Raw genomic sequence first — 17,662 nt, 5'->3', positions numbered from 1 at the left:
CCGCGGACCAACAGCCCCCGCGCGGCGTTCAGGTACGGCCCAACGGCCCCCGCCCGGCGGTCAGATGAGGGCCGCAGCCCCGCCCGGTGGTCAGATGAGGGCCAGCGCCCCGCCCGGTGGGGTCAGGTGAGGGCCGGAGCCCCCGCCGGGAGCGCACCGTCCAGCAGCGTCGAGTCGCCCATCTCGCTGAGCACCAGCGCGAGCGCGCCCAGCACCTCGGCCCGCCCGCCGAGCGCCCCCGGCATCACCGACAGCTGATTCGCCGCGCTCGGGATCGCGTACCGCGCGACCGACTCCCGGATCGGGCCCAGCACCAGCTCCCCCGCCTCGGCCAGCTGGCCGCCCAGCACCATCCGGCTCGGGTTGATCAGATTGCAGAGGTTGGCCACCCCGCTGCCGATGTGCCGCCCGACGTCCCCGATCACCCGGCGGCAGCCCGGGTCGCCCTCGCGGGCGAGCTGCACCATGCGCTCCACGGTGAGGTCGGCGCCATGGCTGGAACGCAGCAGCGGCAGCACATAGCGGGCCGCGGTGAAGGTCTCCAGACAGCCGCGGTTGCCGCAGCGGCACACCGGGCCCGACTCGTCCAGGGTGATGTGACCGATCTCGCCCGCCGTACCGCCGGGGCCGCGGTAGATCTTCCCGCTGATCACCAGCCCCGCGCCGACACCGTCGGCCACCTTGATGTACGCCAGGTCGCCGACCCCGCGCCCCGAGCCCCAGACCAGCTCGCCGAGCGCGCCGAGGTTGGCGTCGTTGTCCACGTGCACCGGCACCCCGAGCCGCTGGGCCAGGTCATCGCGCGGATTGGTGCCAGCCCAGCCCGGCAGGATCGCGGTCGAGCCCAGCGTGCCGGTCTCCACGTCGATCGGCGCCGGAACGCCGAGCCCGACCCCGACCACCTTGTCCTGGCTCAGCCCGCTGGCCGTGATCAGCCTGCTGACCAGGTGCTCTGCCCGGTCCAGGCCCTGGGAGGAGGAGGCGTCCACATCCAGCGGCTCGGCCTCCTCGGCCAGCACCTGATGGGCGAGGTTGCCGATGGCGACACGCAGATGCGTATGGCCGAAATCCACCCCTACGACAATGCCCGCGTCGCCGCTGAGCGAGACGCTGCGCGCCCGGCGGCCGCCCGCCGAGGTGGGGGTGACCTCGACCGTTCCACCGTCCTTGAGCTCGCGCACGATGTTGGAGACGGTGGCCGCGGACAGCCCGGTGGACCTGGCGATCTCCGCCTGGGTCAGCGAGCCCGCCATGCGCACCGCACGGACCACCCGCTCGAGGTTGGCCCGGTGCAGCGACGACTGCGATCCCGGAGTCTCCACGCCCATCCACTCCCGCCTTCGCGGGCGGCACGACGGCCGCTCCGCCGACCGGACCGCAGCAGTGAGGCCCGGCTGTGTCTCCAACATGTGAACTCTAAGCTGAGCCGCCACGGTTGTCCCACGTCAAGCCCCCTACCGTCGTGGGACCGCTCGCGGCACCCTCCGCCGCCCACAGCGGCACGGTCCCGCCCTTTCCGCGGGGCGGAGAGGACGGGACCGCGAAAGGCCTCGTGACGGGACCGGTAAAGGCCATCGGTGACGGGACCGGGAAAAGCCCCTCGGTGATGTGCCTCCGTGCGGTGCCCCTATTTGAGCGCGCCCGCGGTCAGACCCGCCTGGACCTGCCGCTGGAAGATGATATAGACGGCGAGGACGGGAAGCATCGCCAGCACCAGACCGGCGAAAAGGGCCGACCAGTCGCCCTTGTACTGCTGGCTGGCCGCGAGCTGCACAAGGCCCTGGGTGAGCACCCGCTTGTCCTCATCGGTGTTGAGCACCGTGGGCAGCATGTACTGATTCCACTGCCCGAGGAAGTTGAAGATCCCCACACTGATCAGCCCCGGCTTCGCCATCGGCAGCATGACCTGGAAGAACGTCCGGGTATGGGACGCCCCGTCGATCAGGGCCGCCTCCGCCACCGAGGACGGCAGCGTCTTGAAGAACGAGGTCAGGAAGAAGACCGTGAACGGCAGCGAATAGGCGATATAGACCAGAATGAGCCCATGAAAGGTGTTGAGCAGGCTCATGTTCTTCATCACGAAGAACAGCGGCACCAGCGCCAGGATGATCGGGAAACTCATCCCGCCGACGAACATGAAATAGATGAACCGCTTTCCCGGGAATTCGAAGCGGGCCAGGATGTACGCCGCCATCGAGCCCAGCAGCATCGTCCCGATCAGCGAGCAGCCCACCACCAGGATCGTGTTGAGGAAGAAGTCGCCGATGTTCGACTTGCTCCAGGCCCTGGTCCAGTTGTCGAAGTGCAGGACCGTGGGCAGCCCCCAGGGCGAGGTGAAGATCTGCTTGTCGGTCTTGAGGGAGCTCATCACCGCCCACAGCAGCGGCAGCGTGACCAGGAGCCCCCAGACCACCAGGATGCCGTGCGAGAAGACGTTGAGGACCTTGCCCTCGCTGCCGATCCGGCCCCCGGGGGTGAAGTCCGGCGGCGGCTGCTTGGCGACGGGCCCGGTGGCCGGTGCCTCGTCCTCCTTGGTGACGCCCGGGAGCTCCGAGGGCTCTGCGTGCGAGGTCACTGTGGTACCCCCAGATCGGCGGTCGGGCGGCGGTGGCCGGGTGTGGTCGGTGTGATCGGCATCAGTACTCCAGCCGTTCGCGCCGGCCGAGCCTGGTCACGATGACCGCGAAGATCAGGGTGACGATGAGCATCGCGACGCCGATCGTGGTGGCCCGTCCGGCCTGCCCGTCGTGGAAGGTCTTGGTGTAGACGTAGTAGCCCATGACCTGGGTGGAGTCGGCGGGGCCGCCCGGCCCCACGGTCATGATCTGCACCACGGCGAACGCGTCGAGCGCGATGATGCCCATATAGATCCAGCCGGTCTGGACCGTGTCCCACAGCAGCGGCAGGGTGATCTTGAAGAAGGTCTTGATCCGGTTGGCCCCGTCGAGCAGCGCCGCCTCGTAGAAGTCCCTCGGGATGGAACTCATCCCGGCGGAGAAGAGGACGACGTAGAAGCCGACGTTGCTCCAGACCATCACCGCCATCAGGCACCACAGCGCCAGCTTCGGATCGGCCAGCCACTGCTGCTGGAGCGAATCCAGACCGACCCCGTCGAGGAAGGAGTTGATCGCGCCGTTGCGCGGGTTGTAGGTGAACTGGAACAGCAGGGCGACGATCGCGATCGACAGCACCTGCGGAAAGAAATAGATCACCTTGTACAGGCTCGACCCGTGCACCCCGGAGACCGCCGCGTTCTTACGGCCCCGGCCGCCCACATTGAGCATAAAGGCGAAGAAGAGCCCGAGGCCCAGCGTCACCAGCGGCACCACCAGCAGCAGCACGACATTGTGCCCGACCGCTTTCCAGAAGAGGTCGTCGTGCAGCAGCCAGTCGTAGTTCCTGAACCCGACCATCTGGAAGTCGGAGCTCAGGCCCGTCCAGTCCGTGAAGGAGTAATAGATGGCCTGGACGAACGGCGAGATCACGAAGACCGCGTAAAGGATCACCGGCAGGGCCAGAAACCCCGCGATGAACCGGTACTTCCCATGCTGCATTTCTACCGACCTCGGTCTTCCCCTACGGATACTGCCGCCGGCGACGCGTGGACCCGCATCAGACGTGCTTGTACTTCTTGACGGCGTCGTCCTTGGCCGTGTCATCGGCGAACTTCTGGCACTTCTTGATCGCCTCGGCCGGGGTCATCCGGCCGGCCATCATCTCGCCGAGCGCGCCGACGCCGATCTGCTGCTTCTCCAGCGTCACGTACCAGTCCTGGATCCGCGGGTTGACCACGTTCTTGCCCGCCTTGGTCAGCGCCGCCTGCGCCGACGCCAGGCCCGGCGGCAGGCTGAGCCCTTCGGTGCCGCCGTTGAGGGAGGAGAGCGAGGAGACCTGCTTGATGAAGTTCTTGGTGGACTTCTCACCGAGCATGATCCGCAGCAGCTCCATGCCGCCCTCGGGGTTCTTCGCCGACTTCGGGACGATGAAGGGCTCACCGCCGGAGGCCCACAGGGTGCCGAACGGCAGCTTGTCGCTCTTGTCCAGGCTGGACGGCGCGGCCACCGTCATCTGGAAGTCCTTGGGGGTGGTCTTCTTCGCCTCGTTCTCCACCCAGGAGCCGTTCGGGATGAACAGCGCCTTGCCCTGGTTCCACGCGGTCTGGGACTCGATGTGGGTGAGGCCCGGGGTGCCCTTGAGGATGTAGCCCTTCCTGTAGAGCTCGTAGTACGCCTCGAAGGCGGCCTTGACCGCCGGGTGCTTCCAGGCGTTCTCCTCCAGGTTGTCGATCGAGTCCAGCACGTCCCGGCCGCCGATCTTGGCGATGAAGGGGTAGAGGCTGAACGGCAGGTAGTACGGGAACTTGCCGGGGTAGGTCCAGCCCGCGATGCCCTTCTTCTTGGCCTTCTCGCAGACCTTGAGCATGTCGTCCCAGGTCTCGGGGTACTCCTCGTCGAGCTTGGCGAGATTGGTCTTGGAGTACCAGACGCCGTAGACGGTGTAGGCGTAGTAGAGGATCCACACCGGCTTGCCGTCGAACTGGCCCATCTCCACGACACCGGGGCGCAGCGTCTCGCGCACCGTCTTATTCGGGTCGTCGAGCGAGGGCGCGTCCAGCAGCGGGGTGAGGTCGGTCAGCTGGTTCTTGGCGACCAGGGTGCCCATGTCCATCTGCTCGGCGCCGGAGTTGTCGACCAGGTCCGGCGGGCTGCCGCCGTTGAAGCGCGGCTGGAGCACGGTCTGGACCTTCTGGGTGGCCGAGTGCTTGACCTTGCCCTTGGCCTTCGGGAAGGCCGCGGCGTACTCCGCCTCGGCGTCCTTGGCGTACTGCTGGCCGAAGCCGCCGTCGAAGATGACGACGTCGAGAGCGGCGCTCTCATTGACGGCGAGCGGGTTCTTGGCGGTCTTCTTGCCCTTGTCGACCTTCTTGGAGTCGTCGTCACCGCCACTGGCACAGGCGGACAGCGCGCTCATCGCCGGCACGGTGATCAATCCGAGCGCCGCCGAGCGCTTGATCAGATCGCGACGGCCGACATCTGAGGTGGATCCCATGCTCAAGTCCTCGCCTTCGTCAGGACTCAGGCGGTGTGACGGTCTCCCGTACGAACTCGCCTCCGGCGAGGGGCCCGACACCGCGGGTCAGTTGGAGCATCAAGCGGAGTATTACTGGGTGTACGCCGGGAGAGCGGATGACCCGCCGAGGCCCTCCGATATGGGCCGCGCTGCGGCCCTCCCCCTGGGGCGACAGGTATAGTCCACTGGGCCTCGTATGGGCAAGATCGAGAGGTCATCGGGTATCAGTCTTTCCCGAGTTGAGACCTGCACGACATACCGTAAGGGGAGACTTGCCGTGCGGCACACCGCCGTGCGCGCTCCCCGAAAGGCGGTTCCCGTGTCCCGGAAGCAGTTCACCCTCGCCACCAGCATTGTCGTGGCCGCGACACTCGCGGCCACCGCCGGGTGCGGCTCCAGCAGAGGGGGCTCCTCCGCCGGGGACAGCAAGGGCGGCGCGGCGATCGGCAAGGGCATGGCCCAGCTGCCGGTGGAGCCCACCCAGGAGCCGACCGAGGATCCCACCGACGACCCGTACGACGACCCTTCGGACTCCCCCAGCGGCGGCTCCGGCCTGATCACCCCGGACGCCAAGATGGGCACCTGCGGATGGGGTTCGAACGGCAAGCCCTACGCCAATGTGAAGATCAGCAACTCCGGTTCCAGCAAGGCCTACTACTCGCTGCTGGTCGGCTTCGTCGACAGCTCCGACGAGGTGGTGACCACCGGGGTGGAGTCCGACACCCCCGTGGAGGGCGGCTCCGACAAGACCATCAAGGTCACCGGGATCAAGGCGGACAGCTCCCACAAGGCGAAGAAGTGCCGGCTGTCGCTGGCCACCAAGTCCAACAACGCGGGCTGACGACCCGCAAGCGGCGACCTTAAGGGGCACGCGGAACCGCCCCTCCGAACGCGGGCCGTACCACCGGCGGATGGTACGGCCCGCGCCGCACCATCCGCCGCACGGGCGCCCATTGAGCGCTGTCCGCAACCTTGACACCGCCCTCCCCCTGCCTCCCTACTTATCTCTGCCCGACCCAGTGGACAACGTTGTCAGACTCGTTGAGAGGCTGAGTATGCGACAGAGACGACCCCAGAGACGATGGCGTGGGATCGGACGGCCGGCCGCCCTGGTGGCGGCCGTCCTGCTGGCGGTGACGGCCCAGGGCGGTGCGGTCGCCGCCCCCGCCCGCCCGGACTCCGCGCACCACGCCGACCGCACCTTCGCCTCGTCCTTCGAGTCGGGCGATCCCCAGCCCGACTGGCGGAACACGGTCGAGACGGGACCCGACGGAAGGAAGAAGGCGTCGGGAGTCGACGGAGGCTACTCCTCCGGGATCCCCGGCAATGTCACCGACAAGGTCACCGAGGTCCGCGCGAGCGGCGAGAACACCGACGGCGGGGAGATCAAGGAGAACCTCGTCGACGGTGAGACCAGCAGCAAGTGGCTGACCTTCGACACCACCGGCTGGCTCGAGTTCGACCTGAGCGAGCCGGTGGAGGCCGTCCGCTACGCCCTCACCTCCGCCAACGACGCCCCCGGCCGGGACCCGAAGGACTGGACCCTCAAGGGCTCGGCCGACGGCTCCGACTGGACGACGCTGGACACCCGTGAGGACCAGGAGTTCTCATCCCGCCAGCAGACGCGGGAGTTCTCCTTCGGCAGTTCCACGGCGTACCGGCACTTCCGGCTGGAGATCACCCGCAACGCCGGGGACGACATCGTCCAGCTCGCGGAGGTGCAGTTGGCGAACGGCGACACCACGCCGCCCGCGGCCTCCGACATGCAGACCCAGACCGACCGCGGCCCGACCGGCTCCCCCACCGCCAAGCCCAACGCGGGCTTCACCGGCACCCGTGCCCTGCGCTACGCGGGCACCCACAAGCCGGACGGCCGGGCGTACTCGTACAACAAGGTCTTCGACGTCGACACCGCCGTCACCCGGGACACCCGGCTGTCCTACCGGATCTTCCCGTCGATGACCGAGACGGACCTCGACTACCCGGCCACCCATGTCTCCGTCGACCTCGCGTTCACCGACGGCAGCTACCTCAGCGAGCTGCCCGGCGCGGTCGACCAGCACGGCGCCCGGATGAGCCCGCGGGGCCAGGCCGACTCCAAGACGCTCTACGTCAACCAGTGGAACCACAAGGAGTCCCGGATCGGCGCGGTCGCCGCGGGCAAGACCGTCGACCGGATCCTCGTGGCCTACGACTCCCCCAAGGGCCCCGCGCAGTTCCGCGGCTGGGTGGACGACATCTCCATCGCCCCCAAGGCGCCGGAGAAGCCGCTGGCACACCTGTCGGACTACGCCCTGACCACCCGCGGCACCAACTCCAGCGGCAGCTTCTCGCGCGGCAACAACTTCCCGGCCACCGCCGTCCCCAATGGCTTCAACTTCTGGACGCCGGTGACCAACGCGGGCTCCACCGACTGGCTCTACCAGTACGCCCGCGCCAACAACGCCGACAACCTCCCCACCATCCAGTCGTTCAGCGCCAGCCATGAGCCCAGCCCCTGGATGGGCGACCGGCAGACCTTCCAGGTGATGCCGTCCGGGGCGGCCGGCACCCCCGACGCCGGGCGCACCGCCCGCGCGCTCCCCTTCCACCACGAGCAGGAGACCGCGCGCCCCTACTACTACGGGGTGACCTTCGAGAACGGCCTCAAGGCCGAGATGGCGCCCACCGACCACGCCGCGGCCATGCGCTTCAGCTATCCGGGCGAGGACGCGAGCGTCATCTTCGACAACGTCAACAACAACGGCGGGCTGACCCTCGACGCCGAGCACGGCGTCGTCAGCGGCTACTCCGACGTCAAGAGCGGCCTGTCCACCGGCGCCAGCCGACTGTTCGTCTACGGGGTCTTCGACACCCCGGTGAGCGCGGGCGGCAAGCTGGACGGAGGCGGCGGCAAGGATGTCACCGGCTACTTCCGCTTCAAGCCGGGGAAGGACCGTACGGTCACCCTCCGGCTCGCCACCTCGCTGATCGGTGTCGACCAGGCCAAGGCCAACCTCGACCGGGAGCTGCCCGCGTCGCGGTCGTTCGGGCAGGTCAAGCGGGCCGCCCAGGTGGAGTGGGACAGCATCCTCGGCCGGGTCGAGGTCGAGGGCGCGGACCGCGGCCAGCTCACCTCGCTCTACTCCAGCCTCTACAGGCTGTACCTCTATCCCAATTCCGCTTTCGAGAACACGGGTACGGCGGCGAGGCCCCGCCACCAGTACGCGAGCGCCTTCTCTCCGGCCACCGGGGAGAACACCCCGACCCACACCGGCGCGAAGATCGTCGACGGAAAGGTGTACGTCAACAACGGCTTCTGGGACACCTACCGCACCACCTGGCCCGCCTACTCCCTGCTCACCCCCAAGCGGGCGGGCACGATGGTCGACGGCTTCGTGCAGCAGTACAAGGACGGCGGCTGGATATCCCGCTGGTCCTCACCGGGCTATGCCGACCTGATGACCGGCACCAGCTCGGACGTGGCCTTCGCCGACGCGTATCTGAAGGGCGTGCGGTTCGACGCCGAGGCCGCGTACGAGGCGGCGCTGAAGAACGCCACCACCGTGCCGCCCTCGTCGGGCGTCGGCCGCAAGGGCATGGCCTCCTCGCCCTTCCTGGGCTACACCAGCACCGAGACCCATGAGGGGCTGTCCTGGGCGCTGGAGGGCTATCTCAATGACTTCGGCATCGCCAACATGGGCAAGGCGCTCTACGCGAAGACGAAGAAGGCCCGCTACAAGGAGGAGTCCGAGTACTTCCTGCACCGTGCGCAGGGCTATGTCTCGCTCTTCGACGACAAGGCGGGCTTCTTCCAGGGCAAGGACGCCGGGGGAAAGTGGCGCGTGCCCTCCGATGAGTACGACCCCCGGATCTGGGGCTACGACTACACCGAGACCAATGGCTGGGGCTACGCCTTCACCGCGCCCCAGGACAGCCGGGGCCTGGCCAACCTCTACGGCGGCCGGGCGGGTCTGGCGAAGAAGCTGGACACCTACTTCTCCACCCCGGAGACCGCCTCGCCGGAGTTCGCCGGTTCCTACGGCGGCGTCATCCACGAGATGACCGAGGCGCGGGACGTCCGCATGGGCATGTACGGCCACAGCAACCAGGTCGCCCACCATGTGGCCTACATGTACGACGCGGCGGGCCAGCCGTGGAAGACCCAGGAGAAGGTGCGCGAGGTGCTCTCCCGCCTCTACACCGGCAGTGAGATCGGCCAGGGCTACCACGGTGACGAGGACAACGGCGAGCAGTCCGCCTGGTACCTCTTCAGCTCGCTGGGCTTCTATCCGCTGGTCATGGGCGGCTCGGAGTACGCGATCGGATCACCGCAGTTCACCAAGGTCACGGTGCATCTGGAGAACGGCCGCGACCTCGTGGTCAAGGCCCCGCGCAACAGCGCGCGGAACGTGTACGTCCAGGGTCTGAAGGTCAACGGCAAGGCGTGGAACTCCACCGCGCTGCCGCATTCGGTGATCGCCAAGGGCGGCACCCTGGAGTTCGCGATGGGCCCGAAGCCGTCGGCCTGGGGCACGGGGAAGAACGCCGCGCCGTCCTCCATCACCCAGGACGACGAGGTGCCCACCCCGCGCCACGACCTGACGGTGCCGAGCGGCGGTACGGCGCTGCTGGACAACGCCTCGGGGACGGAGGCCACCTTCGACTCGGTGAACCTCCCGGTCACGAAGGCGGGCCGCGCGGTGCAGTACACCCTGACCTCGTCGGACCGGAGCAAGGCCCCGGCGGGATGGGTGCTCCAGGGTTCGCGTGACGGCAAGAGCTGGAAGGACCTGGACCGGAGGTCGGGAGAGTCCTTCAGCTGGGACAAGCAGACCCGCGCCTTCTCGGTGCGCACCCCCGGTACGTACGCCCACTACCGGCTGGTGCCGACCGCCAAGGCGACCCTGGCGGAGGTGGAACTCCTGAGCTGAGCCGCGCGCCTTCGCACTCGAAACCCAGTGAGGCGAGGGCGAGCGCCGGTGGCGCTCGCCCTCGCCTCACTCGATCGCGGATCGCCGCTCTTCGCGGTGACGCGCTCAGTCGCGGGCGACCGCGAAGACGTGGAGATCCGCGTTGTCGGGCAGGGTGACGCTCTTGATCGTCTTGCCTTGCGGGGCGTGGAACGCCTTCGTGGCGAAGATGTATGCGTCCACCACGTCCTTGTCGCCGCCGCTGATGTTGCGGTACGCGGTCTCGGCGAGGGTCACGTTCCCGTACTGGACCGTTCCGGCGCCGCCGCCCACCGTCCAGTCGGTGAAGGAGAGGTCCGCCTCGGCCGAGGTGCCGTCGGTGTAGGTGACCTTGGCGGTGGCCTTCTGGTCGCCGTTGACGGCGCTGCCGATGAAGGAGAGCGCGGTGGACTCGGGCAGGGTGAGGGTCTGGCCGGTGGTGGAGGCGTTGTCGGGGCGGCCCGCCGGGGAGGCGGGCCAGGTGTAGTCCAGGCCCTGGGTGGTTCCCTTGGCGCCCGGTTCGAGGCCGGCGGCGGCGAGGGCCTGGCGGGAGTAGCTCCAGCCGCCGCCGTCGTAGTCGCCCTCCTCATGCTCCCCGGCGTCTTCGGTCGCGCCGACGTTGTTGTACGCGGCAAGCAGTGAGCCGGGGGCGGCGACGGTCAGGGTGATCGGCTGGACGACTTCGGTGTCCTCGCTGGTCACCGTCACCTTCGCGTCGTAGAACCCCTCGGCCGTGTCCTTCCCCGCGCGCAGCGAGATCTCCGCCGTGCCGTCCGGGCCCACCGTCCCGGAGCCGGGTGCGGCGGTGATCCCTTCGGGCGCTTCGGTGGTGAAGCGCACCTCGGGGCGGTCGCCCTCGCTGACCGGGACCGCGGCCACCTTCACGGTCAGGCCGTCGCCCGGGGCGAGCGTGCCCGTGGTGGGCCCGACCCCGATCTGGTACGGCTGTTCACCCTCGCGGAAGGAGGGCGGGGCGTCGGACGGGGCCGAGCCCCAGGCGCGGTCGGGGGCGTCGGACAGGGTGTAGTCCAGCGTGCCGCCGTGCCGTACGAAGGACTCCGGCAGCCAGGGGCGGTCGCTCGCCCGCCCGTTCACCTTCAGCGCCTGGACGTACGGCGCACCGGGCGCGGCCTGCGGGGCGCGGATGGAGATGTCCCGGCCGCCGCGGTCGATCTCGATCCGCGGGAAGAGGGGCGAGGCCAGGACCAGTTCGGCGCGGGAGGGCACCTGCGGATACATGCCGAGGGCGGAGAAGACGTACCAGGACGACATCTCGCCGAGGTCGTCGTTGCCGGGGATGCCGTCGGACTTCGTGGTCCACAGCTGGCGCATCGCGGCGCGCACGGTCTCCTGGGTCTGGTACGGCTGCCCGGCGTAGGCGTAGAGGTAGGGGACGTTGATCGAGGGCTCGTTGTCCAGCTCGGACTTCTCGCCGCCCGCCCCGGTGAGCGCCCAGCCCCCGTCGGCGTCGTGGAAGAAGGCGTCCAGCCGCTTCACCGCGGCGTCCTTACCGCCCATGGCGGCGAAGAGCCCCGCGGGGTTGTGCGGGACCATCCAGGTGTACTGGGCGCTGGTGCCCTCGACGAAGCCGTTGCCGGTGGCCGGGGTGAAGCCGGTGACCCAGCTGCCATCGGCCTTACGGTTGGCGGCATAGCCGCCGGTCTTGGGGTCGGCGGCGGCGTTGAAGTTGTTCTGCCACCACTGGGCGCGGCGCGCGAAGGTCTCGGCGGTGCCCTTACGGCCCGCGGCCCGCGCCAGCTGGGAGAGGGCGAAGTCGGCGCCGGACATCTCCAGCGTCTCGGCCGCGCCGCCCCAGGCGTTGGAGACGGACGGCATGTAGTGCAGCTTGAGGTAGGTGTCGAGGGAGGGCCGCTGGCCGACCGACATGATGGGCTTGCCCGCCGGGCTGAGGTCCTTCTCCGTCGGCTCGGTGGCCGCCTTGACGAGCGAGTCGAGGGCGGCGTCGAGGTCGAAGTCCCCGCCGCCGAAGGCCCGGATCCCGGCGAGGGCGGCGGGCGAGGGGTCGCCGTTCATCACGTGCGTCCCCGAGGCACCCTGGAGCCAGCGGTCCCAGACACCGCCGTTCTGCTGGGCGAGGTTCAGCAGCGACTGGGCGATGTCCGAGCCCTTGTCCGGCTCCAGCAGGGTGAGCAGCTGGAGCTGGGAGCGGTAGACGTCCCAGCCGGAGAAGGTGCCGTACTGGGCCCGGTGGCCCCGGCTCACCCGGTGCACCTCGCCGTCGCTGCCCCGGTAGCGGCCGTCGGTGTCGCTGATCACGTTGGGGTGCAGCAGCGAGTGGTAGAGCGCGGAGTAGAAGGTGGTGCGGTCCGCGTCCGCGCCGCCGCCGACCCGGATGGCCGACAACTGCCGCCGCCAGGCGTCATACGCCGCGCTCCGCACCTGGTCGAAGCCGCGCCGCGGCGGGTTCTCGGCGGCGAGGTTGGCCCGGGCGCCCCGGTCGCTGACATAGCTGATGCCGACCTTGACGCCCACCCGGCGGGTGCCCGGGGCGAATTGGAGATAGCCGCCGGAGCCCTTCCCGGCCACCGGGCGGCCGTCGCTGCCATAGCCGCCGGAGCCGCCCTCGGCGCTGGTGGTGCCGGGCCGCAGGGTGCCGTCCCGCCAGGTGCCCTGGGCGGTGAACGCGGTGTCGAAGGTGGCGGTGAAGTGCAGCGTGTAGTAGCTGCGGCGCCCCTCGGGGTCGAGATAGCCGCAGAAGTTGCCGCTGGTGACCGAGCCGGAGACGGTGCGGTGCGCCGGGTCGATGGTGAGGTCGGCGGCCGAGCTGCCGACCTCGGAGGAGGAGGTGCGGATCAGCAGGGAGGCGGTCTTGTCCGCGGGGTAGGTGAAGCGGGCCGAGCCGGTGCGGGCGGTGGCGGTCAGCTCCGCACCGGCGCCGGAGGCGAGGGAGACCTTGTAGCGGCCGGGTTCCGCGGTCTCGTCGGAGTGGCTGAAGCCGGAGGCGTAGACCTTGTCCTTGGTGTCGGCGGCGGGTGAGGAGGTCACCTCGCCGACGTGGGGGAAGAAGGGGATGTCGCCCGCGCCGCCGGCACAGCCGGTGCCGGACATATGGGTGAGGCTGAAGCCGCGGACGCGGGTGGCGTCGTAGTGGTAGCCGCCGGGCGCGGCGGTGCGGGTGGCGTCGCCGCGGGTGTTCTCCGGGCTCCACGACAGCATGCCGAAGGGCGCGACGGCACCGGGGAAGGTGTTGCCGCCGGCCGAGCTGCCGATCAGCGGATCGACGTACGCCGCCGGGTCCTTGACCAGCGGCGGCGGCGGGGCGGCCGACGCGGGCGCGGGCGCAGCGGTGGCGAGGAGCCCCGCGGTCAGGGCCGCGGCCGCCAGGGCGGCCAGGGGTCTTGAGGGCATTGCGGTCCCACCTTGTTCGGAAGGGCCGCGATCGCCGGGTCGAGCAAGCCGTGGGGACCGTACCGCACGGGGGGCGTCGGCCGTAAGGGTGCGGGGAGGTCTTGACAGGGACACCCGGTTAACGGCGTACTGATCGATACAGCCAGCTTGACAACGTTGTCGCGTTCGCCGGTCGAGCAAGCCGCCACCACGTACCGACAATCGCTCATCGCACGCGCCATCATGGGCGCATGATCCTCCGCCAGCTACGTGACACCGACGAGGACGCCGAGGCGGCATGGGAGGTGATAGCCGCGGCATTCGGGGACTCCACCGCCCTCCGGAGCTCGGCCGCCCTCGGAGGCTCGGCCGTTTCCGGGGACTCGACCGCCCCCAACGGCTCCGCCGCCCGCGGCCGCTCGACGTCCCTCGGCGACTCGGCCGCCTTCGCGGGCGAGGACGGATGGCCGCCGTCGTACGTGGCCGAGGTCCACGAGCGGAACCGCCATCTCGCCCGCACCGACCCTGGCGGCTGCTGGCTCGCCCTGGACGAGGCCGGAATGCCGCTCGGCGTGGCGGTGTCGGCCCGGCGCGAGGGCACCTGGGGGCTGTCGGTGTTCGCGGTGCTGCCACGGGCTCAGCGGCAGGGCGTCGGCCGGGAGTTGCTGGCCGCGGCGCTGCTGTACGGACGGGGGTGTCTGCGCGGCATCATCGTCGGATCGGAGGATTCGCGTGCGGCGGGCACCTACCGGCGGGCGGGCTTCGCGCTCCACCCGGCGATGCGGCTGCGCGGCACGGTCGGACCGGAGACCAAGGAGCGGCTGCCCCCGCCGGACGGCGCGGTGCACGAGGGCGTGGCCCGCCACCGGGACCTGCTGGACTCGGTGGACCGCCGCACCCGGGGCGGCGCACACGGCGCCGACCACGAACTGCTGCTCAGCCAACGGCGGTTGCTGGTGGTGGACGACCTGGCGGGCAGCGGCTACTGCTACGTGGCCGAGGACGGCAAGGTCGAGCTGCTGGCCGCGACCTCCCGACGGCTGGCGAAGCGGCTGCTGACCGCGGCGCTGCTGTGCCTACCGGAGGGCACCGACGCCCGGGTCCCGGGGCTGACGGCCGAGCAGCAGTGGGCGGTGGACGTGGGTCTTGAGGCCGGGCTCGAGCTGTCCACCGGCGGCTATGTGTGTCTGCGCGGCATGCCGCCCCCGGAGCCGTACATCCCCTCGGGGACGTTCCTCTGACCGGCGGGGCGGCTGGTACGCGGACGGGCCGCACCCCCGCCCCGGGGGTGCGGCCCGCCGCCGCTGCCGTGAGCCGCTGGGCGGCGCCTACTTGCGGATCAGCGAGCGCAGCACGTACTGCATGATGCCGCCGTTCCGGTAGTAGTCCGCCTCGCCGGGGGTGTCGATGCGCACCTTGGCGTCAAATTCAACCTCACCTGCCCTGACCTTCACGGTCTCCGGGATGCCGCCCTCGTTGAGCGCGGTGACGCCGGTGATCTCAAAGGTCTCCTCGCCGGTCAGGCCCAGCGACTCCGCCGAGCCGCCCTCGGGGAACTGGAGTGGCAGCACGCCCATGCCGATGAGGTTCGAGCGGTGGATGCGCTCGTACGACTCGGCGATGACGGCCTTGACGCCGAGCAGCGCGGTGCCCTTCGCGGCCCAGTCGCGGGACGAGCCGGATCCGTACTCCTTGCCCGCCAGGATGACCAGCGGGATCCCGGCCGCCTGGTAGTTCTGCGAGGCGTCGTAGATGAAGGAGACCGGCCCGCCCTCCTGCGTGAAGTCGCGGGTGAAGCCGCCCTCGGTGCCGGGCGCGATCTGGTTGCGCAGCCGGATGTTGGCGAAGGTGCCGCGGATCATGACCTCGTGGTTGCCCCGGCGGGAGCCGTAGGAGTTGAAGTCACGCCGCTCGACACCGTGCCCGGTGAGGTACTGCCCGGCCGGGGTGTCGGCCTTGATCGCACCGGCCGGGGAGATGTGGTCGGTGGTGACCGAGTCGCCCAACTTGGCCAGCACACGGGCACCGGCGATGTCCTCGACCGGGGCCGGGTCCATCGTCAGGCCCTCGAAGTACGGGGGCTTGCGGACGTAGGTGGACTCCGGGTCCCACTCGAAGGTGTTGCCGGTCGGCACCGGGAGCGACTGCCACTGGGCGTCACCGGCGAAGACGTCGGCGTAGCTGGTGTTGAACATCTCCTGGCCGATCGCGGAGGCCACGACCTCCTCGACCTCCTTCTCGGAGGGCCAGATGTCCTTCAGGTGGACCGCGTTGCCGTCCTGGTCGACGCCGAGGGCGTCCTTGGTGATGTCCACCTTCATGGAGCCCGCGATGGAGTACGCGACGACCAGCGGCGGGGACGCCAGGTAGTTCATCTTGACGTCGGGGTTGATCCGGCCCTCGAAGTTGCGGTTGCCGGAGAGGACCGAGGTGACGGCCAGGTCGGCCTCGTTGACGGCCTTGGAGACCTCCTCCGGCAGCGGGCCGGAGTTGCCGATGCAGGTGGTGCAGCCGTAGCCGACGAGGTTGAAGCCCAGCTTGTCGAGGTACGGGGTGAGCCCCGCGCGGTCGTAGTAGTCCATGACGACCTTGGACCCGGGGGCCAGGGTGGTCTTGACCCAGGGCTTGCGGGTGAGCCCCTTCTCGACGGCCTTCTTGGCCACCAGGGCGGCCGCGACCATGACGTACGGGTTGGAGGTGTTGGTGCAGGAGGTGATCGCGGCGACGGTGACGGCGCCGTGGTCGATCTCGTACTGCGAGCCGTCGGGGGCGATCACCGGGGTCGGGTTGGTGGGCGCGCCGTTGGAGACGGCCGGGGCGTCGGAGGCCGGGAAGGACTCGACGCCCGCCTCGTCCAGGTCGGCCACGGGGGCGTAGGCGCGGACGTCCTGGGCGAACTTCTCGGCGGCCTCGGCCAGGATGATCCGGTCCTGCGGGCGCTTGGGACCGGCGATGGACGGGACGACCGTCGCCAGGTCGAGCTCCAGCTTCTCGGAGAAGTCCGGCTCCGCGGCCGGGTCCAGCCAGAGGCCCTGCTCCTTGGCGTAGCGCTCGACGAGCGCGAGCTGCTGCTCGCTGCGGCCGGTGAGCTTCAGGTAGTTGATGGTCTCGCCGTCGATGGGGAAGATCGCGGCGGTGGAGCCGAACTCCGGCGACATATTGCCGATGGTGGCGCGGTTGGCCAGCGGGATGGAGGACACGCCCTCGCCGTAGAACTCGACGAACTTGCCGACGACGCCGTGCTTGCGCAGCATCTCGGTGATCGTCAGCACCAGGTCGGTGGCGGTGGTGCCGGTCGGCAGCGAGCCGGTGAGCTTGAAGCCGACGACGCGCGGGATCAGCATGGAGACCGGCTGGCCCAGCATCGCGGCCTCGGCCTCGATGCCGCCGACGCCCCAGCCGAGCACACCGAGGCCGTTGACCATGGTGGTGTGGGAGTCGGTGCCGACCAGGGTGTCCGGGTACGCCTGGCCGCCCCGGACCATGACGGTGCGGGCCAGGTGCTCGATGTTGACCTGGTGGACGATGCCGGTGCCGGGCGGGACGACCTTGAACTCGTCGAAGGCGGTCTGGCCCCAGCGCAGGAACTGGTACCGCTCCCTGTTGCGGCCGTACTCCAGCTCCACGTTCTGGGTGAAGGCGTCCGGGGTGCCGAAGCGGTCGGCGATCACGGAGTGGTCGATGACCAGCTCGGCCGGGGCCAGCGGATTGATCTTCGCCGGGTCGCCGCCGAGCTCCTTGACGGCCTCACGCATGGTGGCGAGGTCGACCACGCAGGGCACACCGGTGAAGTCCTGCATGATCACGCGGGCCGGCGTGAACTGGATCTCCTGGCTGGGCTGGGCCTGCGAGTCCCAGCCGCCCAGCGCGCGGATGTGGTCGGCGGTGATGTTCGCGCCGTCCTCGGTGCGGAGCAGGTTCTCCAGCAGCACCTTGAGGCTGTAAGGGAGCCGGGCCGACCCCTCGACCTTGTCCAGCCTGAAGATCTCGTACGATTCGTCGCCCACCTGCAGGGTGCTGCGGGCGTCGAAGCTGTTCGCCGACACGACAGTCTCCTTCATGCATGATTTCGCGCGTACCACCGCAATGCTGCCGTCACATGCCCGGGCCAATCCGCTAAGGTAGGGCTAAGTTAGGTAAGCCTTACCGGCACGGGGCGGCGATGCGCCTTCCAGCAGATATCTCGATGTCGAGATAACTCTAATACATCGCCCCCGTGCGGTCATGTCCTGCCCTGGTGTCGCCCGTGATCGCTCGCAGTGGGGCTGGCTGTGCTGGCACGACGGCGACCCGCCGCCCCGAGGAGTGGAGCG

General features: G+C 69.5%; 9 protein-coding genes. 3 read left to right on the top strand and 6 right to left on the bottom strand.

All coding sequences use genetic code 11. The features are described 5' to 3' along the window. Positions 1 to 122 precede the first annotated feature (122 nt). From VT50_RS23325 to ngcE, 4 genes are all read right to left on the bottom strand, one after another. Positions 123 to 1,322, bottom strand: a complete 1,200-nt coding sequence (locus VT50_RS23325; protein ID WP_046089287.1) for an ROK family transcriptional regulator — start codon at positions 1,320 to 1,322, stop codon at positions 123 to 125. Positions 1,323 to 1,627: 305 nt separating this feature from the next. After that, positions 1,628 to 2,461, bottom strand: a complete 834-nt coding sequence (locus VT50_RS23320; RefSeq protein ID WP_046089286.1) for a carbohydrate ABC transporter permease — start codon at positions 2,459 to 2,461, stop codon at positions 1,628 to 1,630. Between the two features lie 175 nt (positions 2,462 to 2,636). After that, positions 2,637 to 3,554, bottom strand: a complete 918-nt coding sequence (locus VT50_RS23315; RefSeq protein ID WP_046089276.1) for a carbohydrate ABC transporter permease — start codon at positions 3,552 to 3,554, stop codon at positions 2,637 to 2,639. A 58-nt stretch (positions 3,555 to 3,612) separates the two neighbouring features. Next, positions 3,613 to 5,049: an N-acetylglucosamine/diacetylchitobiose ABC transporter substrate-binding protein gene (gene ngcE / locus VT50_RS23310; protein ID WP_046089275.1), complete on the bottom strand. Its 1,437-nt coding sequence runs from the start codon at positions 5,047 to 5,049 to the stop codon at positions 3,613 to 3,615. 340 nt (positions 5,050 to 5,389) lie between these two features. On the opposite strand from ngcE, the gene VT50_RS23305 reads away from it, so the two are divergent. Both VT50_RS23305 and VT50_RS23300 read left to right on the top strand, forming a co-directional pair. Further along, positions 5,390 to 5,911, top strand: a complete 522-nt coding sequence (locus VT50_RS23305) for a hypothetical protein (protein WP_240529274.1) — start codon at positions 5,390 to 5,392, stop codon at positions 5,909 to 5,911. A 214-nt stretch (positions 5,912 to 6,125) separates the two neighbouring features. After that, the gene (locus VT50_RS23300) at positions 6,126 to 9,983 is read left to right on the top strand and encodes a GH92 family glycosyl hydrolase (RefSeq protein ID WP_046089273.1); all 3,858 of its coding nucleotides are present in this window, start codon (positions 6,126 to 6,128) and stop codon (positions 9,981 to 9,983) included. A gap of 105 nt (positions 9,984 to 10,088) precedes the next feature. On the opposite strand, the gene VT50_RS23295 is transcribed toward VT50_RS23300, so the two are convergent. Next, the gene (locus VT50_RS23295) at positions 10,089 to 13,370 is read right to left on the bottom strand and encodes a GH92 family glycosyl hydrolase (protein WP_046084419.1); all 3,282 of its coding nucleotides are present in this window, start codon (positions 13,368 to 13,370) and stop codon (positions 10,089 to 10,091) included. Between the two features lie 230 nt (positions 13,371 to 13,600). Here VT50_RS23295 and VT50_RS23290 point away from each other — a divergent pair, with 230 nt between their 5' ends. Next, entirely contained in the window at positions 13,601 to 14,590 is a 990-nt protein-coding gene (locus VT50_RS23290; protein WP_046084418.1) for a GNAT family N-acetyltransferase, read from the top strand. Positions 14,591 to 14,677: 87 nt separating this feature from the next. Here VT50_RS23290 and acnA read toward each other — a convergent pair whose 3' ends face one another. Beyond that, complete coding sequence (acnA, locus tag VT50_RS23285; protein ID WP_046084417.1) at positions 14,678 to 17,395, bottom strand: aconitate hydratase AcnA; 2,718 nt, start codon at positions 17,393 to 17,395, stop codon at positions 14,678 to 14,680. Positions 17,396 to 17,662: the final 267 nt, after the last annotated feature.

It is taken from the genome of Streptomyces antioxidans, from assembly GCF_000968685.2.
In the GTDB taxonomy this organism is placed as follows: domain Bacteria; phylum Actinomycetota; class Actinomycetes; order Streptomycetales; family Streptomycetaceae; genus Streptomyces; species Streptomyces antioxidans.
Note: the sequence above shows the minus strand (reverse complement) of the source record. Positions and strands in the feature narration are given on the sequence as shown.